General features: G+C 62.7%; 17 protein-coding genes. 6 read left to right on the top strand and 11 right to left on the bottom strand.

What is annotated here, in order from left to right:
- Positions 1 to 38: 38 nt before the first annotated feature.
- The 6 genes from ACO1XS_RS10765 to pdxR all read right to left on the bottom strand — a co-directional run bounded on the left by ACO1XS_RS10765 (position 39) and on the right by pdxR (position 5,440).
- Positions 39 to 1,082, bottom strand: coding sequence for a fatty acid desaturase family protein (locus ACO1XS_RS10765; RefSeq protein WP_486390657.1), 1,044 nt, complete (start codon positions 1,080 to 1,082; stop codon positions 39 to 41).
- 176 nt (positions 1,083 to 1,258) lie between these two features.
- Entirely contained in the window at positions 1,259 to 2,794 is a 1,536-nt protein-coding gene (locus ACO1XS_RS10760; protein WP_486390700.1) for an MFS transporter, read from the bottom strand.
- A 226-nt stretch (positions 2,795 to 3,020) separates the two neighbouring features.
- Positions 3,021 to 3,476, bottom strand: a complete 456-nt coding sequence (locus tag ACO1XS_RS10755) for a carboxymuconolactone decarboxylase family protein (RefSeq protein ID WP_331573919.1) — start codon at positions 3,474 to 3,476, stop codon at positions 3,021 to 3,023.
- A gap of 12 nt (positions 3,477 to 3,488) precedes the next feature.
- A complete protein-coding gene (locus tag ACO1XS_RS10750) occupies positions 3,489 to 3,911 on the bottom strand; it encodes a cupin domain-containing protein (protein ID WP_486390656.1) in 423 nt (140 codons plus the stop codon).
- Entirely contained in the window at positions 3,829 to 4,041 is a 213-nt protein-coding gene (locus ACO1XS_RS10745) for a hypothetical protein (protein ID WP_486390705.1), read from the bottom strand. The genes ACO1XS_RS10750 and ACO1XS_RS10745 overlap by 83 nt, the downstream gene beginning before the upstream one ends.
- Entirely contained in the window at positions 4,028 to 5,440 is a 1,413-nt protein-coding gene (gene pdxR / locus ACO1XS_RS10740; protein ID WP_486390655.1) for a MocR-like pyridoxine biosynthesis transcription factor PdxR, read from the bottom strand. Before pdxR ends, ACO1XS_RS10745 begins: the two co-directional genes overlap by 14 nt.
- A 101-nt stretch (positions 5,441 to 5,541) precedes the next feature.
- Here pdxR and ACO1XS_RS10735 point away from each other — a divergent pair, with 101 nt between their 5' ends.
- From ACO1XS_RS10735 to ACO1XS_RS10725, 3 genes are all read left to right on the top strand, one after another.
- Positions 5,542 to 6,192: an HD domain-containing protein gene (locus ACO1XS_RS10735; protein WP_331573914.1), complete on the top strand. Its 651-nt coding sequence runs from the start codon at positions 5,542 to 5,544 to the stop codon at positions 6,190 to 6,192.
- Positions 6,193 to 6,400: 208 nt separating this feature from the next.
- Positions 6,401 to 6,688, top strand: a complete 288-nt coding sequence (locus ACO1XS_RS10730) for a helix-turn-helix domain-containing protein (RefSeq protein ID WP_331573912.1) — start codon at positions 6,401 to 6,403, stop codon at positions 6,686 to 6,688.
- A complete protein-coding gene (locus tag ACO1XS_RS10725) occupies positions 6,678 to 7,970 on the top strand; it encodes a HipA domain-containing protein (protein WP_331573910.1) in 1,293 nt (430 codons plus the stop codon). Before ACO1XS_RS10730 ends, ACO1XS_RS10725 begins: the two co-directional genes overlap by 11 nt.
- 27 nt (positions 7,971 to 7,997) lie before the next feature.
- On the opposite strand, the gene ACO1XS_RS10720 is transcribed toward ACO1XS_RS10725, so the two are convergent.
- From ACO1XS_RS10720 to ACO1XS_RS10710, 3 genes are all read right to left on the bottom strand, one after another.
- Positions 7,998 to 9,506, bottom strand: a complete 1,509-nt coding sequence (locus ACO1XS_RS10720; protein ID WP_486390654.1) for a PepSY-associated TM helix domain-containing protein — start codon at positions 9,504 to 9,506, stop codon at positions 7,998 to 8,000.
- 11 nt (positions 9,507 to 9,517) lie between these two features.
- Entirely contained in the window at positions 9,518 to 11,923 is a 2,406-nt protein-coding gene (locus ACO1XS_RS10715; protein WP_486390653.1) for a TonB-dependent receptor, read from the bottom strand.
- A gap of 78 nt (positions 11,924 to 12,001) precedes the next feature.
- Complete coding sequence (locus tag ACO1XS_RS10710) at positions 12,002 to 12,367, bottom strand: DUF2946 domain-containing protein (protein WP_331573904.1); 366 nt, start codon at positions 12,365 to 12,367, stop codon at positions 12,002 to 12,004.
- Between the two features lie 557 nt (positions 12,368 to 12,924).
- Here ACO1XS_RS10710 and ACO1XS_RS10705 point away from each other — a divergent pair.
- Complete coding sequence (locus tag ACO1XS_RS10705) at positions 12,925 to 13,212, top strand: DUF1488 family protein (protein ID WP_331573902.1); 288 nt, start codon at positions 12,925 to 12,927, stop codon at positions 13,210 to 13,212.
- 64 nt (positions 13,213 to 13,276) lie between these two features.
- Here ACO1XS_RS10705 and ACO1XS_RS10700 read toward each other — a convergent pair whose 3' ends face one another.
- Both ACO1XS_RS10700 and ACO1XS_RS10695 read right to left on the bottom strand, forming a co-directional pair.
- Entirely contained in the window at positions 13,277 to 13,903 is a 627-nt protein-coding gene (locus tag ACO1XS_RS10700; protein ID WP_331573900.1) for a LysE family translocator, read from the bottom strand.
- Between the two features lie 180 nt (positions 13,904 to 14,083).
- Positions 14,084 to 15,211 (bottom strand): P-loop NTPase family protein, encoded by a 1,128-nt coding sequence (locus tag ACO1XS_RS10695; protein ID WP_331573898.1) that lies wholly within the window; start codon positions 15,209 to 15,211, stop codon positions 14,084 to 14,086.
- Positions 15,212 to 15,395: 184 nt separating this feature from the next.
- Between ACO1XS_RS10695 and ACO1XS_RS10690 the strand changes: the two genes are divergently transcribed.
- Entirely contained in the window at positions 15,396 to 15,830 is a 435-nt protein-coding gene (locus ACO1XS_RS10690; RefSeq protein WP_331573896.1) for a hypothetical protein, read from the top strand.
- A 248-nt stretch (positions 15,831 to 16,078) separates the two neighbouring features.
- Positions 16,079 to 22,234, top strand: coding sequence for an alpha-2-macroglobulin family protein (locus ACO1XS_RS10685; RefSeq protein ID WP_486390652.1), 6,156 nt, complete (start codon positions 16,079 to 16,081; stop codon positions 22,232 to 22,234).
- Positions 22,235 to 22,258: the final 24 nt, after the last annotated feature.

Below are 22,258 nucleotides of genomic sequence, written 5' to 3'. Positions count from 1 at the left end.
GCTCGGGATCGGTCGTCGATCGATTCGGAATGTACCGTTCAGAAGTCGTAGGTGATGAACGAAATATTCATGATCACCCCCCAGAAGCGATCCATGACGACGCGGCCGTCCACGATCTCCGGCTGTCCCAAGCCGCGATAGATTCGATGAATGCGATGGCGATGATAGGCGCTCACGAGATTGCGAAAAAGGATGCAGTGTTCGCGAATGTCCGGCGCGAGCGTTTCGTGGATGCGCGGCAAATCGAGCCAGTGTGCGGAAGGCTCCGCGTGATGAGCGTTGTGATAGCCGTAATTGAGGAATAGCCAGTTGAGCCACGCGTGCCGGCGGCTGAAGAGCGACGAGTACGTGTTGCGTTGTTCGTAGTCGCGATCGAGCGGCGGAAGGGGCGTTCCGGGCGGGTAAATCGAAAACGTATGATGAAAGCAATCGTAGACGCGCAGCATGTTCAACATGCCGAGCCAGCCGACGAAAAGCCAAAGCACGGCGGCCGGAGCATAGCACCATAGCAGGACGTAGCAAACGAGACGGGCACCGAGCACCAGGGCGATGCGCAGGCGCAAAGGACGCAGGCGCTGCGAGAAAAACGGCAGGGCCAGCGAGCGGATGCGAGAGATGACGCTCAACGCGGGGATATAGAAAAATTCCATCAGAACGATGATGCGGCGCGGCATGGCGGGCAGCGAGACGATCCAGGCCGTGATCGAGAACCCGTCATAGCCGGCTTTGACGCGATGGTGTTTGAAATGCTGGCGTTTGAGGCCCGAGTAGCTGTAATAGCAGCCGCCGCTGATCAGCGAAAGCACGCGGGCCAGCGCATCGTTCCACTCCCTGCGGCGAAACACGGTTTGATGCATCAGCTCGTGCGTTAGCAATGCGCTGAGCGTCATCGTATGGGCGATCAGTAACGAGCCGGCCAGCGCGGTGACGAACGCCGGCCGCGTAATGCAATAAAGACCGAAGGCGAAGCCTCCCGTCGTATAGACGATGACCGCGGTATCGAGTACCGCGCGCAACACGCGTTTCGCCATCGACGTGGCGGGCGCGATGCGCGGCAGACCGTACTCGTGAACGCTGGACATTTCGATCTCCTGGGAACAGCACGCGAGCATCAAAGCAGGCATGTGAACTGTATGAGATCGGCACTTCTGTCTCTTGGCGAGAAGGCGTAGGAGGCGCTTGGACTATACCGGGCCGTCTACGGGTTCCGAATTCCGGCTGCCGCAGCGAGCCAGCGCGCCAGTTGGAACTCGATCGCTCATGCGGCCTGGCGATTCGGCGCCGTCGCCGCACGCCTGAATCGGATGTGCGCGATTCGCTTGACCAAATACACCGCACACAATGCGGCGCAGCCGGCGATGCCGATGCCGATATGGAGCGCGTGCACGAGCACGCGGCGCGTGGCATCGACGAGCGCGCCGCCATCGAGTCCGGCCGCATGAAGTTGGCCGAGCATCGCCTCGCGCAGGTTCGCATCGACCAGAACGCGGGGGTCCGATAGACGCGGCAGCCATTGCGTCGCGACCTTCGGGCCCAGCGTCTGCAACGCATCGCTCACGCCTGACGCATAGCTGTGAGTGACGATCGTCGCCAGAATGCTCGTGCCGAGCATGCCGCCTACCATGCGCGTCGATTGCAGGAGCGCCGTCGTAATGCCTAGGCGATCGCGCCCAGCGATTTCCTGGGCGAAGATGTTGAGGTTGTTCAAGATGAACCCCAGCCCGATACCCACGGCAGACATCGCGATTTCAAGCCACAAATGCGGCGTGCGGGGCGTAGCGAACGCGAGGGCGGCGGATGCCGCCACCAGCAGGCTGTAACCGATCGTCAGCACGAGTGTCGGGCGCGGCAAACGGACCACGATCCGCGTGTTGATGACGCTGCCGATTGCGATGCATGCGGCAATCGGCGTGGCGAGCAGCCCCGCCGATTGCGGCGAAAGCCCGAAGCCGCCTTGCAGCAACAGCGGTGCAAAAAAGATCAGTGAGAACATCACGAAGCCGGACAGCGTCGAGAGCGTGAAGAGCGTGACGAGCTGCGGATCGCGAAACAGATCGAGCGGCACGATGGGATGCGTCGCGCGGCGCTCGCAAATCAGCAAGGCCGCCGCGAGCACGGCGACCGCACCGGCTAGCGCGAGATTACCCGTTGTCAGGCCGTCCTTGGGAAGCGCTTCGATGAGCGTCTGGAATCCGCCGAGCACGAGCGCTACGAGCAGCGCGCCGCTCCAATCGATCTTGACTGCGCCGTGACGCTCGCGGCGGTAATAAGGCAAGTGACGCCAGATGAAGTAAAGCGCGAGTGCGCCCACAGGAAGATTCACGTAGAACGTCGAGCGCCAGCCGAAATGCTGGCTGAGCCAGCCGCCCAGCGATGGCCCCGCGGCGGTGCCGATTCCATACGCGGCCGCCATGACGACTTGCCATCGTACGCGTGCGTGCGGGTCGGGAAACAGATCGGGGATGGAGGCGAACGCGGTGCCGACCATCATCCCGCCGCCGATCCCTTGCAGCGCGCGGGCGATGGCGAGCATGCGCATGTCTGTGGCAAGCCCGCAAAGGACGGACGCACCGGTGAAGACGAGCACTGCGGCGATGACGAACCGCTTGCGGCCGAAATAATCGCCGAGGCGGCCGAATACGGGAACAGTAACGACCGATGCGAGCAGATAGGCGCTGGCGATCCACGCGTAGAACTGGAATCCCTGCAGTTCCGCGACGATCGATGGCAAGGCGGTGCTGACGACGGTCTGATCCAGGGCGACGAGCATGTTGACGAGACCGATGCCGAGCATCGCGAACAGTGCGTCCCGGAAGGGCAAGGGAGTGGCGGAGGGATTCAAGGCGGGCGGGGGCGGCGTCACGTGCGTACGGGAAAACGTGACGATAGCCCGGCGCGGGCCCGGTTGCAACCGGTTCCATTGCGTTGCCGGCGCCCCTTTTTTCGAGCGTAACGGGGTTTTGCCGCGGGGGTTTCATGGCGGCCTGGAAGACGGGCGCCACGCAACCCAGCCACGCGTTTCATTGCTCCAGCACCGCCTGAGGCGTATTCCGGAAGCTGATTGCCATGCGGTTATAAGTGTTCATCAAGCCGATGGCGATCGTCAGATCGACGAGTTCGCGTTCGTCGAACACCGCACGGGCGGCCTGGTAATCCTGCGCGGGTACGCCGGTCTGGGCGACGCGTGTGACCGATTCGGCCCACGCAAGGGCGGCGCGCTCACGTTCGTCGAATAGATTGCCGGCTTCGGCCCACGCCTGCACCAGCGCGAGCTTTTCGACCTTTACACCTTTTTTCAGCAGGTCACGGGTATGCATATCGAGGCAATACGCACAGTTGTTGATCTGCGAAACGCGAAGATAGACGAGGTCGACGAGAACAGGCGAGAGGCTGCTCTGCATGATGTAGCTGTAGACACCGCCGAGGGCTTTGACGCCTGCCGGTGCGATTTGGGCGTAGTCGAGGCGTTTGCTCATCTGTGACTCCTTTTACTTGAGAGGGGTGGTAAGTGCCTTGTCGCCGCTGTCCACCACGAACACCGCAAGCAATTTGGCGGGCTCGGTGCTGCTCGCATTGCGGCTCACACGATGAACGGCGCCAGGCTCTTCGAAGAAACTTTCGCCGGCGTGGTAGATGCGCTTCGGGCCGTCGTTGACCTGAGACTCGATGGCGCCGGATACGACATAGGCATAAATGAAAGCGGACTTGGCATGCACGTGCGCCGACGACGCCGCGCCGGGGGCATAGTCGACGACGACGGCGGTCACCGATTTGCCGGGGATATTGGGGATGGCATGCTGGAAGTTCGGCGTCACGGTCACGCCCGCGTCACGAGCGGTAGCCGGCATGGCGATGGAAAAAGTGAGCGCGAGGCCAGCGCACATCGCAGCGACGATTGATCGTATTTTCATAACGAGTTCTCCTTGAAGTGCTTGCATTGTGATTGCGCGCTGGACCATCGGGAAGAACCAAAAACGAACATTTTTTATGAACCATGATGCGATGCGCGAGCCCGTTGGCGAGTTCGTCAGCGTCGCTCATGAACCAACTCCACGAGCCGGCGACAGTGGGCGACCATCGTCCGTTCATTGAGATTGGTCACGCCCAGTAGCAGCCCTTGCTGCCGCGGAGGGTTCATGAACCAGGGGGAAAGAGGGGCGGGCGCCAAGCCGAATTGCAGAGCGTGTACAGCGATATCCACGTCGGACGCGGAATCGGGAACGGACATCACGACGGCGGTGCCCGCGGCCGCCCGGATTTTCACCGAGCTGGGCGCCACCTCGTTCAGGCAACGAAGCAGGGCGTCGCGTTGCGCTGCGTAAAGGCGCTTCATACGGCGAATGTGGCGAAGATAGTGGCCCTCGCGCAAGAATTCCGCTACCGCGTGCTGCATGAACGCCGCGGGAGCCGGCGTCAGGCACGCCGTGATATCGCCGAATCGACGCACCGTTTCAAGTGGGACGACGAGAAAGCCCAGGCGAAGCACCGGGCTGATGGTCTTGCTGAAGGTGCCGACATGCAGCACCCGTCCGTCCTGGTCCAGCGATGCAAGGGCGGGCGCGGCTCGGCCCTGCAACTGCAACTCGCTCAGATAATCGTCCTCGATGATCCATGCATCGTTTCGCTGAGCCCATGCGAGCAACGCGAGCCGACGGGGAAGCGACATTGCCATTCCGAGCGGCGCGTGTTGGCCCGGTGTGACGACTGCGAGGGCGGATTGCGCCGACTGTCGAATGCCCGCATCGACATCGAGCCCATCGGCATCGACGGGAACGGCTGTCACGGTCATCCCCGCCAGGCCCAACGCGGTGCGCGTCAGCGGAAAGCCGGGATCCTCCATCCATGCATCCTTGCCCTCGACACCGAGTCCGCGAATCGCGAGGCCGAGCGCACCGGAAAACCCTGCCGTGACGAAAACCTGAGACGGATTGCACCGGAGGCCTCGTGCGACACCGAGATAAGCTGCGATTTCCCTTCGAAGGTCGGGATCGCCGCGAGGATCGGGGTATCCGACGGGCGCCACCGCCGTTTGCCGTGCCGCGCGCGTGAGCACGCGCGACCATAGCTTGAACGGGAAGGCTTCCTGCGACGGGACACCCATTTGAAATGCCGCGGGCGCCGCGCCGAATTCGTGGAACAGATCGGGAAGCGGCGGTGCATCCGGGGTCCAGCCGGGCGTTGGGGCGAGGGGCGGGCGGTCCGCTACGCGCGTACCGGCTGCGCCCAAAGCGACTGCGAACTGCTCATCGATGAGCCGATCGTAGGCCGCGCGTACCGTGCCTCGAGAAACGCCTAGCTTCGCGGCCAAATCGATCCAGGAGGGCAGACGCGCGCCGGCCGCGAGTTGTCCCGACTCTATCGCATGACGAATCGCGCGATAGATCTGCGCAGACAGCGGAGTACTTGCCGAACGATCGAGGCCAATGGGGAGGCGTGTCATGTCGATGATGGTGCATTCCGGATGTCCAATCTTGGCACTGTTTGATGGCCCGAGTGAAGCGTAGATTGCGACCCATGGGTAATCGAGCGACGGAGGTAACTATGTCAGCGAACGGGATGTCCGGCATCGCGATCCCCGAAAGCAAATTGGCGCGAGAAGTCACGGAACTCATTCGCGACACCGAGAGCGAATTGTTGTTCATGCACTCCACTCGGGTGTATCTCTGGGGCGCGCTGCTCGGAAGCCGAAAGAACGTGGAGTTCGATCCGGAGTTGCTTTACGTCGCGGCGATGTTCCACGACATCGGACTCACATCGAACTATCGCGAGAGCCAGCTTCGATTCGAAGTGGACGGCGCGAACGCTGCGCGCGATTTTCTGCGAAGCCATCGCATTTCGGAGTCCGACATCGATAAGGTATGGACCGCCGTTGCCCTCCATACGACGCCAGGGATTCCGGAGCACATGCACGGAGAAATTGCCCTGGTCCAGGCCGGAGCGGGGATGGACGTGGCCGGACGTGGATTCGACGAGTTGACGGACGAAGAACGTCACGCGGTGATTGCGGCGTATCCCCGAGGCGCTGATTTCGTCGACAAGATGATCGACGCGTTCTATCACGGCATGAAGCATCGCCCGGGTAGTACGTTCGGCACTTTCAACGATGATTTTCTGGCCTATCGCGATCCGAGCTTCGAACGCGTAAACGTGTGCAGCGTCATGTTGAACTCGCGTTGGGAACGCGGGGGCTGATTAGCGGGTGCGCGCTGCGCGTTCGTACCCGGTCGGATACGAAATCTGCAGGTTAGCGCTTGCCGAGCCGATTTCGTATCCGATCGGGTACGGACGGGCCTCGCCGGCGAGACGGAACGACGTTCGTACCCGCTCGGTTCTTTTTAGTGACCTTGGGCGGAGCTCTTTGCTATCATGTACCCGATCGGATACGAAGCGAGAGCCCGTCATGGAACAATCGGATTTTCCCATTACCGACATTGGGGCGCTTGCCAACGTCGTGCGGGCGGCGCGCATGGCGCAGGGGCTCACGCGCGACGACCTTGTCAACGTGACGGGACTGTCGCCGAAGTTCATTACCCACGTCGAGTCAGGAAAGCCGACAGCTCAGATAGGCAAGGTCCTCGTCCTGCTCTCCGAACTGGGCATCATGCTGCGTGCTCAGACATCGGTTGCCATTTCGCCGAAGGTAGCGGAGCGAGCCCGTCGCACCCGCCGGAGCCCGCATGCCAAATAGACGACTCGTGGCATGGGCCAATCGTGAGCGCATGGGGGTCCTGGAAGATCGGGACGATATCTGGTCTTTCGCCTACGACCCGGCATGGCTCGCTTCCAAAAACGCATTCCAGCTGTCGCCCGCGTTTCCGCTGCGCGAGGAGCCCTTCGTAGATGGATCGAGCAATCGTCCGGTGCAGTGGTTCTTCGACAATCTCCTTCCCGAGGAAGGCATGCGATTAGCACTTGCGCGCGAGGCGAAGCTCGACCGGAGCGACGCTTGGGGCCTCCTTGCCTACTACGGGCGCGAGTCGGCCGGTGCGCTTACGCTGCTCGCACCCGACGAAAATGAGCCGCCTGGCGGATTGAGGCCGCTGTCTTTCGATGATCTCGAGAGTCGTATTCGCGAGATGCCGCAAAGGCCGCTGACGGCAGCCGCGCCCAAGCGTATGTCGGCAGCAGGGGCACAGCCGAAGCTGCTCGTGGCGATGCACGGCGAGCCGCCCGCATGCGAACTCTTCGAACCCGAGGGCAGTGAACCATCGATGCAGCTGCTCAAGCCCGACTCCCGCGCGGCGGGCTATCCGCACTCGGCGATCAACGAATTTTTCTGCATGCGCCTTGCGCGCGCTGTCGAATTGCCGGTACCCACGACATACTTCGTTCGTGTTCCGACACCGTGCTACGTTGTCGACCGTTTCGATCGGGATACGACGACGCGGCCCACACGAAGACTACACGTCATCGACGCTGCCCAGTTGCTGAACGTCGCCAAGGATTTCAAGTACGAGGGCGCCAATGCACAAAGACTGCGGGAGGCCATAGAAAGCACCAACACTCGCGCCAATGCCCGCCTCGAGATTTTTCGGTGGGCTGTCTTCAATGTGCTTGTCGGTAACGGCGACGCGCACTTGAAGAACTTGTCGTTCTTCGTGACGCCGCTCGGCTACATGCTGGCGCCGTTTTATGACATCGTGAGCACGGTCGTGTATCACACCAGGACGTATCAGCCCGAGCGCGGAGATCAGTGGCCGAACTGCGAACTGACCATGCCCGTCGGCGATGCCAGGCACTTCGCGGACATCTCCAGGCGGAACATGTTGAAGCTCGCGGATGAGCTGGGACTGCCCCCTCGGGGCGCTGAGCGCCTGCTCGACGCAATGCTCGCATCGTTGCGCGCGCGTGTCGACGAAACGTTCAACGCAGTCCTGCGCGTTGCGACGCCCGATGCGGGAGAGATGCGCCTGCTCAACTCGATACGTGTCATGCCGATCGACGAGATGTCGCGGGCGCTCGCCCGCTGAGGGGCGAGGCATCGCAACAAGTCGCTCTCAGTTGCGTAGTTCAATCGACGCTTCCGAGTCGGCGCCGGCCGCGCGCGCAAACACGAAACGATCGACCAGCGCAACGACGACGAGCGTCGCACCCATCAGCGGAAACACGACGCCAAGCACGACGAGCGCGGCGCACCATCCGCGCATCGACGCGCGCGTGCGTTCGCGGGCCGGCGCACCGAGTGTGCCCGACGGCCGACGCTTCCACCACATCACGCAGCCCGTCAGCGCCAGCGCGGCGAGCCCGAGCGAAAGGGCCGAGCAAACGACCTGATTCGCCAGACCGAAGTAGCGGCCCATATGCAGTGACGTGCCGTACGACACGGCTTTGCCGATGGCGCCATAGTCGCGGTAGCGGATGTCTTTCAGCACTTCGCCACTGTACTGATCGATATAAATCGTGCGCTCGAGTTTCGGGTCGGCCGGAAAATACGACACGGTATAAACACCTTCGGGCGAGCGCGGCAGCGCAATGTCGTAGCCGTCCGTGAGTCCCGTGGCGGCCGTCTGCGCAACGATTCGGGCGAGCGATAGCGGCTTAGCGCCGGGCGCACCGGCATTGGGCGCGTTCGGCACATGCACAGCGCCGACTGCCCACGGCACCCGCGGTAACGGCATATCGTCCATCGTCATGCCTGGCATCGAATCCATGCCGGACGAAGATGCATCGCGAGGCACGGCGGCCGCGGAAGCGGCCAAGTGCCCCGGCACATTCGAGCGCAATCGCATACCACCCCATGCCCCCGGTGGGGAGCCAAGGTTGGCGCTGGTGGCCAGCGCCTTGAACTGCTTGCCCCACGAACCGGTCCACGGCAGGCCGGTCGCGATGAACGCGAATGCGCCGATGGCCAGCCAGATACCGAGCGTCGCATGGATGGTCTTCCATAGCGGCCGTCCGCGGCGCGTCAAGTCAGGTACCAGCGCCGCACGCAGGGCAGCGGCAGTGCCCTCCCGCACACGTTCGCGCGGCCACCATAGCGCGATACCCGTGCCGATCATCACGAGCGTCCAGCATGCGACGAGCTCCATCAGCAGTTCGCCCGGTTTGCCGAGCAGCAGCTTGCGGTGAATCATGCGATCGACCTGCATGAAGCGACGGTCGACGTCGAGCGTGCCGAGCACGACCCCGTCGTAAGGGTTCACATAGACGCTTTCGCTGCGGCCGTTCGGCAGCCTGAAAATGAATTCGGCGCTGCGCTCGGCGCCGGTGGCGATGCGCGCGGTCGTCGCTACCGCTTCGGGCGGCATGGCAGCGCGAGCCTTGGCAAGCAAAGCGTCCTCGCTCAGGCGAGCCGAAGCGCCGGGCGTCACTACGAGTCGATGCGGGTAGAGCAACGGTTCGATCTGCGGCTGAAAACAATAGATCGTGCCGGTGATGGCCAGCACCACGAGAAACGGCATGACGAACAAGCCCGCATAGAAGTGCCAGCGCCACAGCGTGCGGTATCCACGGCTGGACTGCGTGGAGGCTGGCATTGCGCGAACGATGGTTGGGACAATGGACATAGGTGCCTCCTTTACATGCGCAGCCGGCCTTCGATATAGAAGGTGCGGCCGGGGTAGGGGTGATAGACGAAGTAGCGGGCGTCGAAGAGGTTGTCGACGCCGACGCCGATTTCACTGAGCTTGGTCGGATGGAACGTGAACTTCGCGTCCGCGACGGTATAAGTGCTGGTGCCACCGAATACGTTCGGGTTCGAATCGGTGTTGGTCAGCGTGTTGTACTCGCGGCCCGAGTAGCGGGCCGCAAGCGTCACGGCATAGCGTTCGCCGATTCGATAGGTCGCCGCGAGATTCGCGCGCCAGAGCGGAATCCGGTAGAAGTACTTGCCGACCGTCGCCGGGTTTTGCGCATTGGCCAGAATCTTCGATTGCGTGTAAGCCACACTGGCAATCAAATCGAGGCCGTGCACGACGACATCCTCTCCCTGATAACCGAGCTCGACACCGCGGGAGCGAACCTTGCCGATATTCTGGAAGCTCGTGACGTTCGGAATGACGGTTGTATCGGTCTGACTGAAGATCGTGTTTTTGACATCGTCCTGAAAGAGCGACAGCCGGAAGAGTCCGTTCCAATGCGCCCATTCCGCGGCCAGCTCCTTCGATAGGTCGTCCTCGGGTTGCAAATTCGGATTGTTATTGACGATCGACGAGCCGTTGATCTTTCCTTGAAACAGCTCGCTGACCGTGGGAAAGCGATAGGCACGCCCGATCGAAGCTCGCAGCGTCAGCTCGTCCGTCACATCGAACGATAGCGACGCTTTCGGCGAAAAACGGTGTTGATCGGCACCGGGGTATGGAACGCTGGTGCCCGCTAGCGCTTGTGCGCCGTTGTATGCCTGCCAGTCTTCGTAACGTAAGCCGGAGACGAGTTTCCACCGCGGCGCAAAGCGCCATGCGTCCTGCGCGTAGACGGCCTGCGTTTGCGTGCGCCCCTTGAACGAGTTGGCAAAGCTCTGGGCGCTGCCATCGCGCCAGTTGGAGGTATTGAACGTTTCGTTATCGAGGAAATAGTCGTCGTAGTGATAACCGAATGCGAGCGCATGATTCGCGAGACCGGGCAACGGGGATGGCGGCGTCCACGTCGCTTTCAAATCGAGCGCTTTCCAGCCGGTTCCGTCGCCGAACGTCACGGTACCCGGGCCATTACCCGGGCCGCCTGCATTTGCCAGGCGTGCGACAGCGTTCGATACGTCGTAATACGATGCGATCGCTTCGCCATTCCAGCCGCTTGCATTGCGCGTTTTCAGCGAGAGGCCGTACAGCCAGTTCTCGCTCCATCCGAGGCTGGGGGCAAGCGCGGATGCCGGGACGTTGTATTCGTATCCTCCGATGTCGACGCGCCCGCTATATATGGGGCTGCCATGCGCATCGAAGAGAAACGTGGAGGTCTGGCTGTTGTACGTCTGATGCCAGTAGCCGAGCGTGAACGCTCCCTGCAAGGTCGGCGTGAAGTCGTATTGCAGTTTGAGCTTGAGCTGATCCTGGACGGTGTGCTCGATGCCTTCGCCGTTCACGCCGATCACCGTAGTGGGCGCGTTCGTCTGATTGTTGTAGAAGTAGGCGCCCGTTACCGGAACATCGCCCGGCTTTGCCGGGGCGGTCGATTGCGCGAGCGTCGCGAACTGCAAGGGTTGACTGGTATTTTCGAGGTGATTCGCGCCGATAAAAAACGAGAACTTGCCGATGCGGTTTCCGATCGACGTACTTGCCTCGCTGCCGTTGAAGTTCCGATTCACACCGTAGAGGCTGAAATGCTGCGTGAACGCTTTGACGTTGGCGTCGGCCTCGAATCGAGAGGGCATGCGCGTCGTGATGAGCACCGTCGCGCCGAGCGAGTTGCCCGGATACAGCGCGGAAAACGGTCCATAGCCGACATCGACTTGGCGGATTTCCGCCGGATACACCATCGACCAACGGGGCGGAAACGAGTAGCTGTTGCCGAGCAAATTCGATAGCAGCAGCCCATCCGCGTAGACGAGGCCGCGCGCGCTTTGCGTATTGCTCGCGCCGCGCACTGCGATGATCGAGTTCAAATCGCCGATGAAACGCTTGCGCACTGCGAGGTTCGGCATCTGCTTCAGCACGTCCTCGGTGTTGACGACGTTCCAGTTTCCGAACTGCTCGGGGGTGACGGATTCGACCGTACCGGGAGCGTTCGGAAGGGCGGTGGGGCCCAGGCGAGCATTGTCGGCCGTTGCGCTGACGGTAATGGGGGGCAAGACCGTGGCGCCGCGTTCTATGGGCGATGCGGATGGGGTCGGGTGGGCCTGCTCAGCGTTTGAAGCCGGGGCCGGATTGACGTCGGTTGTTGCTGCAAACGCCGACGGTGCGACAAGCGAAATGGGCAACAGTCCGAACGTGACGAACCGTGCATGGCGGCGCGCGCGAACGCGCAGCCTTCGCGATGCGAAGTACCGCATGGAATTTTCCTGAAGTCGTTGAACGAACAGCCGCGCGCCTTCGACAGGCGCGTCGGACGGGCTGCGAGTAACGGAAATTCAGGAGAGGACGGGTGGGGCGCGGGGTCTACCGGAAGGGAACGCGCCGAGAGGGGTAAAGCGGATGGACAGCGTGGGGATAGCCGCTATTGCGACGACCGTAATAAACAGGAGTAGCGATTGCGGCGGTGCCGGTATCGCCGTGTGATTGGCCATCAAATCGCAATAGCCGCAGGCCGCCAGCGGATCGGCATGTGTGACGTGGGCGGAATCGGCTGCAGGTTGCGTCGCTGAGCAGAGCACGGCATTCGGATCGTCCCGATGCGCGGCGACAACCAACTGGCTCACGATTGGGGCGAGCACGATGAGCCACATGGCAACGAGGCCAAGCCATGCGGTCAGGTGGTTGCGGGATCGTGAAGTCATGGTGTGGAGGCTGGACGACGCGCGGCGAGTTTACCATCTGCTGAATCGGCGGTTCAAATGAAACCGTCCTGATACCCGGCTCCAGGGCCCGGTGACGCCGGCATTGCCGCCCCTGTTTCGTTGGACGGAAAGCGCGTCGCGCCGTACACTGAGATACCTATATAGAAGGAGGCCATCATGAGCAAAGCCCACGACGCCAAAAAGACGGAGAAGAAAGTGGCCACCAAGACGCCAAAAGAAAAGAAAGACGCGAAGAAGCTGAAGAAGGAGGCTTCGAAGCGTCAGTGATATCGCCAGGCCGAAGCGCCACCGGGCAAATAAAGACGTCGGTGTCAGCCAAAGGGTATACAGTGGGGAGACTGGCCGCCGACGCGTGGCCTTCTGCTTCAGGACGTCATCATGCAATCGCGACTTAAACGTGCTCCGGCCGGAATTCCCAGACCGAGCCAGGACGCCATCGAACGCAGCACACGTGCGCGTACCCTCGAGACTGCGGATGCAGCCAGAGCCGAGCAGCGACGCCTCAGTGACGCTGCGATCGACTCCAGTGCAAGTAAATGGCGCTACTCGGCTGTGCCCCCGAAAGCCTGACCATCATGCTTCAGTTTCCCAATCCGAGCCGTAGCTACGATGCCTCCCGGCATTGCGTGTGTTTCTGGGGCTACGACAATTCGCGCGAAATTACTTTCATGATCGACGACGCCATGCTCAGAAACCTGCAGCCTGGCGTCGGGTCGGACGAGCGCTCGGTGCTGGGTGTCTTTGACGAGTTTCGCGACAAGGTTCTCGAGATGGCGCAGAAGCAGTATGTCGCCGGTCCTCAGAATCGATATTCGATTTCGTGAGCTACACGCTTCTCGCAAGAATGCGCTTGCCATAACGTCCCGAGAGCGGTCATTCGCCAATGGCCTATCGATGTTGGGTAGCGACTTTCAACCCCAGCGATATGAAGATGGAGCCCACGATTTTTCCTTGCCAACGGCTAATCCAGGACAGTCGCTTCACGACTCGGCCCAATGGTCGAATCGAAAGTGCGAGAAGCGTCGTATACAGCGAACTCAAGACGACGAAAATAAGTCCTAGAACGGTGAACTGCAAAAAGACCGAACCTCGTTCGGGATGCACGAACTGAGGCATGAAAGCGAGGAAGAAGAGTGCGGTCTTAGGGTTGAGTACTTCGGCGGGCACTGCCTGCAAGAAGGCTTTTGCAGGCGTGACGGCAGGCACCTTCGGCAATGAGGGGTCGCCCTGCTTTTCGAGGATCGCGCGAACACCGAGATAGATCAGATAAGCCGCTCCGATGAATTTGACCGCGTTGAACGCGAGCGCGGAAGTCATCAGCACCGCCGACAGGCCAACCGCGGCGAAGACGGTATGTACGAAGTCGCCGGTTGCGATCCCGAGGCCTGTCATGACTCCCGTCTTGCGGCCGCCCTGAGCCGTGCGGCTCAATACCAGCAGCACCGCGGGACCGGGAATGAGAAACAGCCCGAGAACGATGACAACGAAGGTGCTCAACGAGGAAAGGTCGAACATTGCGGCTCCTGTCCTAAGCAGTTAGGAATGCGAGGATTGTCTACGATCCAGGCTCCAATGTCGAACGGCTGTCCTGGCCGCCTGCTACACGCAACGACTGGCCTGAAGGCCTGTAGGCCTGAGAGCTTGAAGTGGCTCGAATCGTTGGGCCACGCATAGCGCACTGGTGCGCGTTGCCGTTCAGTCGACGATATTGCGCACCCAGTCCGCAAAACTCTCGTTCTCGAATTCGTAGACATCGCGCGGAGTCTTCGCCACGACCGTCTTTTCCGCAAGCCGGCCCAACGCCTTTTGAATGTGGGTCGGCTGCAAGTCGTCGATACCCACGCGCTTGCGGATTTTGATCAGCGTCGCTTTCGCGAAGGGTTTCATCGAAGGATCGTCCGCGAACATCCGCACGAGTACGCGCTCGGTCGCGTCGAGCGAATTCCAGGTCCCCTCGTGATTCTCGGTGCGCGCCAACTTCTCCTGCTGCATCGCAATGGCTTCGGGAAACGTCAGCGCCGGACTCATCATCAGTGCAAGCACGGTTTCCATCAAAGGCTCCGGGCGCCGCCCGAACAACTCGAAGGCATCGCGCGCCGCCGTTGTATCGAGCTTGCGCTTCGTCGATTCCCTGAACCGCCGGGCAATGTAATCGACGAACTCGTCGCCGAGCAATGGGAAGTCCTGCACCGTACTCGCGGCCGAGTAGAGCGGTGCATTCGCATTCGTGAACACATGACCGAGCTTCGTGCGCGAAGAACCCGTAAACAACATGCGAAGCCGGCGCTGATGCTTCGTCAGCGTCGTGCGCAGCGCGCGCGCCATTTCCTCGCCCTCCTTGCTGCGGCCGAGCGATTGCGCCTCATCGATCAGAAACAGCACCGGCCGGCGCTTCGTCAACTCCGCAACGAGCGCGTCGATCAAAAGCGCCGTATCCCCGATCTCCCGCTTGTGATCGTCTTCGAGTTCGATGTGGCCTTCGAGCGTGGCGCCGCCGAACTCGGCCTTACCCTTGAGCGATTTGACGGGCGCCTGCAGCCGCGCCAGGACCTTTTCGAGCAGCGAATGCGGTTCCAACGCCTCTTCGAGCGAACGCGCGAGCGCGGCGCCCGGCGTTTGCCGCGTTTGCCAGAGGTCGGCGTACACTACCGTGTAGCCCGCGCTTTCGGCCAGCGGTTTGAGGTCCCGCAAGAGAAACGCTGTCTTGCCGGTACGGCGCGGCGCGAAAATCGTCGTCGACGTGACGAGCCCGGCGTCCAGCGTGGCGAGATAGGCGCTCGCCAGCTCGGGCCGCGGGAAGTGCCACAGTTCCGTCAATTCCATGGAGTTATCCAGAATTATCCAGAGTGTGGGTAATTATACCTGAAATGGATAATTACGGATAACCTCGTGCGGCCTGCCGGATTTCGTTACATCTCTTACGGACTCCGGACCGTTGAGCAACATTTGCCTTTCGGCGGCTCGCTATACTGCGCGCCGTTATTCAAACAAAGACGAAAGGCCTCATATGTTGAAGAAAAACGTTCGGATTGCCGCCTTCGCGGCGTTGGCTGCGTTGAGCTCGCTGCCGGCATTCGCCGGCGATTTGAACAATGCGCTCGGCGGTGCACTGGGTGGCGCTGCCGGCGCTGCCGTCGGCGGCGCAGTCGGCGGCAGCACCGGCTCGGTCATCGGCGGTGCCGTGGGCGGCGGCGCAGGCGGGGCCATCACTTCGAATCGCCGCGAACGCACGGGTGCGATCGTCGGCGGCGCGCTGGGCGGCGGCACAGGCGCGGCGGCAGGCAATGCGCTGGGCGGGCGCACCGGCGGCATCATCGGTGCGGCCGCTGGCGGCGGAGCCGGCTCGGCGCTCGGCGGCCACATCTCGCGCGCGAATTCGTATTCCAACGATTACGGCGCTCACCGCGGCCGGCACCATCGCAAGCACCACTACCGCGACTGACATCATGCCGCTGACGGCTGTCCCAACAGGGGCGGCCGTCGTCGCATTTGGCCGGTCGAAAGCGAACCAGGCCGACCGGCGGCTATCTTCCTCCTTGCCCGCTTTGTCCTGTCACTGGACAGCCTTGTCTCCCCGATAGTCTTTTAGAATCTCACGCATCGTAGCGCTACCGACCAAATTGTGGATGGCGGTAGTGCTCGTCTTGCGGCTCAATCGATAAATCGAAGAAGTAAAACGGAGCGCGGTCGATGCAGAACAACAAGATCGGGATGGGGTGCCGATGGGCCGCCGCGGCAGTCGCGGCATTGGCGCTCATGGCGGCAGCGGGGTGGCGGGCCGAGGCTGCCCGCGTGACGCGCGTCACGCCGCAAGGCAAGGTGGCGCAGGCCCGGCAGGTCGTCGTCAAGTTCGACGAAGCCATGGCGGCGTTCGGTTCGCCCGATGCACCCGCGCCGGCACGCGTCAAGTGCAACGATCCCTCGGCCAGCGCCGGCCACGCGCGCTGGATAGATGAGAAGACCTGGGCCTGGGATTTCAACGCCGATTTGCCGCCGGGCGTGTCGTGCACCGTCGATCTGGGTGACGGACTGAAATCGGCAGCAGGCAATGCGCTGAAAGGCCCCAAGCACTTCACGTTCGAAACGGGCGGGCCGTCCGTCAAATCGATCGAGCCGTCGGGCGGCGAGATCGAAGAGGATCAGGCGTTCGTGCTGCGGCTCAACGGCCCGGCGACGGCGGACTCGGTGCAACGGAACATCTGGTGCGAATCGAGCGGGCTGGGCAACCGCATTCCGGTCAAGAACGTCGATGCGGCGACACGCGCCGCGCTTCTGAAGCGATTTGTGCTGCAAAAGGAAGCGGCGCAGGTATTGACCTTGCAATGCCAGCAGGCGCTGCCGTCCGGTACGAACGCGCAACTCGTCTACGGCAAAGGGATCGCGAGCCCGAGCGGCCTCGTCAACGATGTCGAACGCCGCTTCGACTATACGGTGCGCGAACCTTTTTCGGCCGGCTTCAGCTGCGAGCGCGAAAACGCCAAAGCACCCTGTACTCCCTTGCGGCCGGTCCGGCTGCAGTTCAATGCGCCGATCTCGCGAGCCGATGCCGAGGCGTTCCGTATGAAAGGCCCGAACGGCGACATGAAGCCGTCGTTCTCGCCCGATAACAACGATCCGCAAACGAACACGGTCGAATTCGCGGCGCCGCTGCCCGAGCGAGCGGAGCTGATCATCCGTGCGCCCTCCAATTTGAAGGACGTGAGCGGCCGGGCGCTGGCCAACGCCGATCTTTTCCCGCTCAAAACCATGACGGCGCCCATGCCGCCGCTCGCGAAGTTTTCATCGGGGACATTCGGCATCATCGAGCGCTATGCGGAGCCGGACACGCCGGCGCTCGTGCCGATCACGCTGCGCAATGTCGAGGCGGACCTGCACGTCGATGGGCTCAACGCGGGCAATGCGCAGTTCGCGAAGATGCGCGTCGAGGCCGATCGCGACATTCGACGCTGGATGCGCAACGTCGACCGGTTCGACGGCTTCACCGAAGACCGCAAGTGGATCGATGAGCATATGCCCGGGCTGCTGACGCACAATCCGCATCCGGTCACGATCCCGCGCACCGGCGGCACCGACGACGCCAAGCAGGATCGCAAGAATCCGCAAATCGACCTGCGCTCGCTCTCGCTGCTTGCCGGTCAACAGAACATCGAAACGCTGACGCTGCCTAAAGCGGACCCGAAGACGTTGCGTCCGTTCGAAGTAGTCGGCATTCCGGTGGCGAAGCCCGGCTTTTATGTCATCGAACTGGCCTCGCCCGCACTGGGGGCGTCGCTCCTGGGCAAGAAGGCGCCGATGTACGTGCGTACCGCGGTGCTCGTGACGAATCTGGGCGTGCATTTCAAGCGTGGGCGCGCGAACAGCGTCGTATGGGTGACCACGCTCGATCGTGGGCAGCCGGTGCCCAATGCCGATATTCGCGTGAGCGATTGCAACGGCGACGAACTCGCTTCGGGCAGGACCGATGTCAACGGAGTCATGAAGACCGATGGGCCGCTCGACGCTCGCGCGAAATGCCGGGACGACAGCTTCGAGGGCCTGTTCATATCGGCCCGCGTCGACGATCCGAAAACAGGCCGCGATATGGCCTTCGTTCGATCGGATTGGAATCGCGGCATCGAGGCCTGGCGCTTCAACGTGCCCACCGATACGAGCGCGCAAGAGACGGTACGCGCCCATACGGTCTTCGATCGGACGCTGGTGCGCGCGGGCGAGACGGTTTCGATGAAGCATATGATCCGCGTGGAGACCATGCAGGGTCTCGCTTTCCCCAAGCGCTATCCGTCGCGCGTGACGATTCGTCATCTTGGCAGCGGACAGACGTGGCGCATGCCGCTCAAATGGACAGCCGATCATACGGCGGATTCCACGTTCGCCATTCCGGCCTCGGCAAAGCTCGGGGAATACAGCGTCTCGCTGGACGATGTCGATCCCGCCGCAAACGCCTCGAAAGATGCCGGCAAGAAGAACGGCCAAGACGACAGTGTCGGCAACCGCGAGAACAGCGACGAAGCCACCGATGACGAAGACAGTGACGACGATTCGGGCGAGCGCGCTGGCCGCAGCTACGCATCGGGCGGTTTCCGCGTGGAGGAATTTCGGCTGCCGGTATTCAAAGGCACGATCGCCGTGCGCGACGAGAAGGCTCATCCCCTCGTGGCGGCCAAGTCGGCACCGCTTGCCTTGCAGATCGAGTACACGTCCGGTGGCGGCGCATCGGGCTTGCCGGTACAGGTCTCCGCGTTGACCCGGCGCACGTCGCCGACATTTGCCGACACCTATCCGGAGTTCAGCTTCGAGCCCTATGTGCCCCGCAACGATGCAGGCACATCGGAATCGTCGGACGACGAGGCCAGCGCACGCGATTCGGGCGACGACGGTTCGAAGCTGATTGCCGACAAGCAACCCGTGACGCTCGATCGCAACGGCGCCGGCAGTCTCACGCTGAAGGACATCCCGTCCGTCGATGGGCCGAAGAGCCTCGTCTTGGAGGCCACGTTCGCTGACCCGAATGGCGAGGTCCAAACGATCAGCGGCAATGCAACGCTCTGGCCCGCCGCCGTCGTGGCGGGCGTGAAGTCCGGGCAATGGGTGTCCGTCGGCAATGCGGTGCCGATCAAGGCGCTCGCCGTCGATCTGCAAGGCAAGCCCCGTGCCGGCGTGCCGCTCGAGGTACGCGGTATTGCGCGGATCACGATCTCGTCGCGCAAGCGCATGGTCGGCGGCTTCTATGCCTATGACAATCGCACCGAGACCAAGGACCTCGGCACGCTCTGCAGCGGCAAGAGCGACGACCATGGCCTCATGAGCTGCGATGCCAAGATCAAGGAAGCCGGCAATGTCGATCTCGTCGTGACGGCGAAAGACGGCGACGGCAACGCGTCGACGGCCTCGACATCGATCTGGGTCACGCGCGAAGACGAACTCTGGTTCGGAGGAGAGAACACCGATCGCATCGACGTATTGCCGGAAAAGACCGCTTACGAACCCGGCGAGACGGCCCGCTTTCAAGTGCGCATGCCGTTTCGCTTCGCCACGGCACTCGTTGCCGTGGAGCGGGAAGGCATTATCGAAACGCACGTCGTGAAGCTCGACGGCAAGGATCCGACCGTCACGCTGAAAGTGAATCCGGCATGGGGACCGAACGTCTACGTCTCGGTCTTGGCGCTGCGCGGGCGGATTCATGAAGTGCCCTGGTATTCGTTTTTCACGTGGGGCTGGAAAGCGCCGCTCGAATGGGCGAGGGCGTTCTGGTACGAAGGCAGGCGGTATGAAGCGCCGACGCCGCTCGTCGATTTGTCGAAACCGGCATTCCGATATGGCCTGACCGAGATCAAGGTCGGCACCGCGGCTCACAAGCTCGCGGTCACCGTCACGCCGGATGCGAAGTCCTATACGGTGCGCGGCAAGGCGCATGTGAAGCTGCGCGTGCGGATGCCGGGCGGCAAAGCGGCGCCGGCGGGCACGCAGATCGCCGTTGCGGCCGTGGACGAAGCGCTGCTCGAGTTGATGCCCAACGAAAGCTGGGACGTGCTCGATGCCATGCTGCAGCGGCGTGCATACGGGGTGGAGACGGCCACGGCGCAGATGGAGATCGTCGGGCGTCGCCATTTCGGACGCAAGGCGGTGCCCGCGGGTGGAGGCGGGGGGCATGGCGCGACGCGCGAGCTCTTCGATACGCTGCTGCTGTGGAATCCGCGCGTGACGCTCGATGCGAACGGAGAGGCATTCGTCGACGTGCCGCTCAACGATTCGCTCACGAGCTTTCGCATCGTCGCAATCGCGGCCGTGGGCGACGGCACGTTCGGCACGGGCGCCGCATCGATCAGGAGTACTCAGGATCTGCAGCTGATCTCCGGGTTGCCGCCGCTCGTGCGCGAGGGCGACCACTTTCGTGCGCAGTTCACCGTGCGCAACACGACTACGCGCGCGATGAACGTCGTTGTCACGCCGAGCGTGAAGGGCCTCGATTTGCCCCCGCAGACCGTGCAGGTCGGACCCGACTCGGCACGCGAGGTCGCGTGGCTCGCGACGCCGCCGGACGGCACCGCCGAGGCGACGCCTGCCGCGCTGACATGGAGTATCGGAGCCACGGAACAAGGCGGGCCGCACGCTTCGGATGCCTTGAAAGTGATGCAACGGGTGGATGCGGCGATACCGGTGACGGTGCAGCAGGCGACGCTCGCTCAGATCGACGGTACCTATTCGCTGCCGGTCGCCGCGCCGCCGAATGCCACCGCCACGCAGGCGGGCGCGTTGCGCGGCGGCATAGCCGTGTCGCTGCAATCGAAGCTTTCCGACGGCATGCCCGGCGTGCGCCGATGGTTCGAGCGTTATCCGTACAGGTGTCTGGAGCAGCAAACCTCGCGCGCGCTCGGCCTGCGCGATGCGGCGCAATGGCAGGCTGTCGTGGCCAGGATGCCTGTCTACCTGGACCGCGACGGCCTTGCCAACTACTTCCCGCCTAGCGACGACAGCGGTAATACCGGCAGCACGACGTTGACGGCCTACTTGCTCGACGCGAGCGACGAAGCAGCGAGGCTCGATGCGCGTTTCGCGCTGCCCGACGATCTGCGCGCCAAGCTCGAGGGCGGGCTCGTCAATTTCGTGGAAGGGCGGATCGAGCGCAATACGTGGGCGCCGCGCAAGGATCTCGACCTGCGCAAGCTGGCGGCGATCGAAGCGCTGTCCCGTTACGGGTTCGCGCGGGCGGGTATGCTCGATTCGATCGAGATCGCGCCGAACCAATGGCCGACGTCCGCGGTGCTCGACTACTACGCGATCCTGTCGCGGGTGAAAGACATCGCGCGGCGCGACGAAAAGCTCGCGCAGGTGGAGCAGATCGTTCGCTCGCGTCTCACCTACCAGGGCACGCGCCTGACTTTTTCGACGGCCGACACCGACGACCTCTGGTGGCTGATGGAGGGCCCCGAGAGCAATGCGGCACGCACGGTGCTGACGTTCGTCGACAAACCCGATTGGAAAGACGACATGCCGCGACTTCTCGCCGGTCTGCTTGCGTTGCAACAGCATGGGGCATGGCAGACGACGACGGCGAACCTGCTCGGCTCGTTTGCCGTCGAGCGGTTTTCGCGCGCGTTCGAAAGCGTCGCCGTGACGGGGAAGACGAAGCTGGAGTTCGGGCCGAACGCGAGTACCGTCGCATGGGGCCAGCCCGCTGCCGCGGCAACGGCGGGATCGTCGGTTTCGGCGCGATCGGCGGTGCAAGCGACGGCTTCGGCGGCTACGGCTGCCACCAAAACGGCCGATACGCGCGCTCAGCTGTTGGCGTGGCCGCCCGAGGCGCGCAGCGCACCGGTCCCGTTGACGCTCACGCATGAGGGGACCGGCAAGCCGTGGGCCACCGTCGAGAGCCTGGCCGCCGTCGAGCTGAAGGCGCCGTTCGCCGCGGGCTATCGGATCGCGAAGACGGTGACGCCTGTCGATCCCGCGGTCAAAGGCGTCACTACTCGCGGCGACATCGTGCGGGTGCATCTGGATATCGATGCCCAGACGGACATGACATGGGTTGTCGTCGATGACCCCGTTCCGGCCGGCGCGACGATTCTCGGCTCGGGCCTCGGGCGCGATTCGGAGGCCGCCACCGTGGGAGAAAAGGCGCAACGCGGCGCATGGCCCGATTTCGTCGAACGTGGCTACGATGGCTATCGTGCCTATTACAGCTATGTGCCTAAGGGCAAGTTCTCCGTCGAATACACGGTCCGGCTCAACAACGTCGGTACGTTCGGCCTGCCGCCGACGCGTGTCGAAGCGCTTTACGCGCCGTCGAGTTTTGGCGTCTTGCCGAATGCAGCGGTCGTCGTCCAACCGCCCGCGCCGGCGAAATGACGGGGAGCGAGGGACGATGCGTCG

Source organism: Trinickia sp. (genome assembly GCF_057351765.1).
Note: the sequence above shows the minus strand (reverse complement) of the source record. Positions and strands in the feature narration are given on the sequence as shown.

Coding starts and splice junctions, on each gene's coding strand:
- ACO1XS_RS10715 (WP_486390653.1), bottom strand. CDS start 11,923: ATGCGGTACTTCGCATCGCGAAGGCTGCGCGTTCGCGCGCGCCGCCAT.
- pdxR (WP_486390655.1), bottom strand. CDS start 5,440: ATGACACGCCTCCCCATTGGCCTCGATCGTTCGGCAAGTACTCCGCTG.
- ACO1XS_RS10750 (WP_486390656.1), bottom strand. CDS start 3,911: ATGAAAATACGATCAATCGTCGCTGCGATGTGCGCTGGCCTCGCGCTC.
- ACO1XS_RS10725 (WP_331573910.1), top strand. CDS start 6,678: ATGCCAAATAGACGACTCGTGGCATGGGCCAATCGTGAGCGCATGGGG.
- ACO1XS_RS10710 (WP_331573904.1), bottom strand. CDS start 12,367: ATGACTTCACGATCCCGCAACCACCTGACCGCATGGCTTGGCCTCGTT.
- ACO1XS_RS10700 (WP_331573900.1), bottom strand. CDS start 13,903: ATGTTCGACCTTTCCTCGTTGAGCACCTTCGTTGTCATCGTTCTCGGG.
- ACO1XS_RS10755 (WP_331573919.1), bottom strand. CDS start 3,476: ATGAGCAAACGCCTCGACTACGCCCAAATCGCACCGGCAGGCGTCAAA.
- ACO1XS_RS10735 (WP_331573914.1), top strand. CDS start 5,542: ATGTCAGCGAACGGGATGTCCGGCATCGCGATCCCCGAAAGCAAATTG.
- ACO1XS_RS10695 (WP_331573898.1), bottom strand. CDS start 15,211: ATGGAATTGACGGAACTGTGGCACTTCCCGCGGCCCGAGCTGGCGAGC.
- ACO1XS_RS10765 (WP_486390657.1), bottom strand. CDS start 1,082: ATGTCCAGCGTTCACGAGTACGGTCTGCCGCGCATCGCGCCCGCCACG.
- ACO1XS_RS10705 (WP_331573902.1), top strand. CDS start 12,925: ATGGCGCTACTCGGCTGTGCCCCCGAAAGCCTGACCATCATGCTTCAG.
- ACO1XS_RS10685 (WP_486390652.1), top strand. CDS start 16,079: ATGCAGAACAACAAGATCGGGATGGGGTGCCGATGGGCCGCCGCGGCA.
- ACO1XS_RS10720 (WP_486390654.1), bottom strand. CDS start 9,506: ATGTCCATTGTCCCAACCATCGTTCGCGCAATGCCAGCCTCCACGCAG.
- ACO1XS_RS10745 (WP_486390705.1), bottom strand. CDS start 4,041: ATGAGCGACGCTGACGAACTCGCCAACGGGCTCGCGCATCGCATCATG.
- ACO1XS_RS10760 (WP_486390700.1), bottom strand. CDS start 2,794: ATGCTCGGCATCGGTCTCGTCAACATGCTCGTCGCCCTGGATCAGACC.
- ACO1XS_RS10690 (WP_331573896.1), top strand. CDS start 15,396: ATGTTGAAGAAAAACGTTCGGATTGCCGCCTTCGCGGCGTTGGCTGCG.
- ACO1XS_RS10730 (WP_331573912.1), top strand. CDS start 6,401: ATGGAACAATCGGATTTTCCCATTACCGACATTGGGGCGCTTGCCAAC.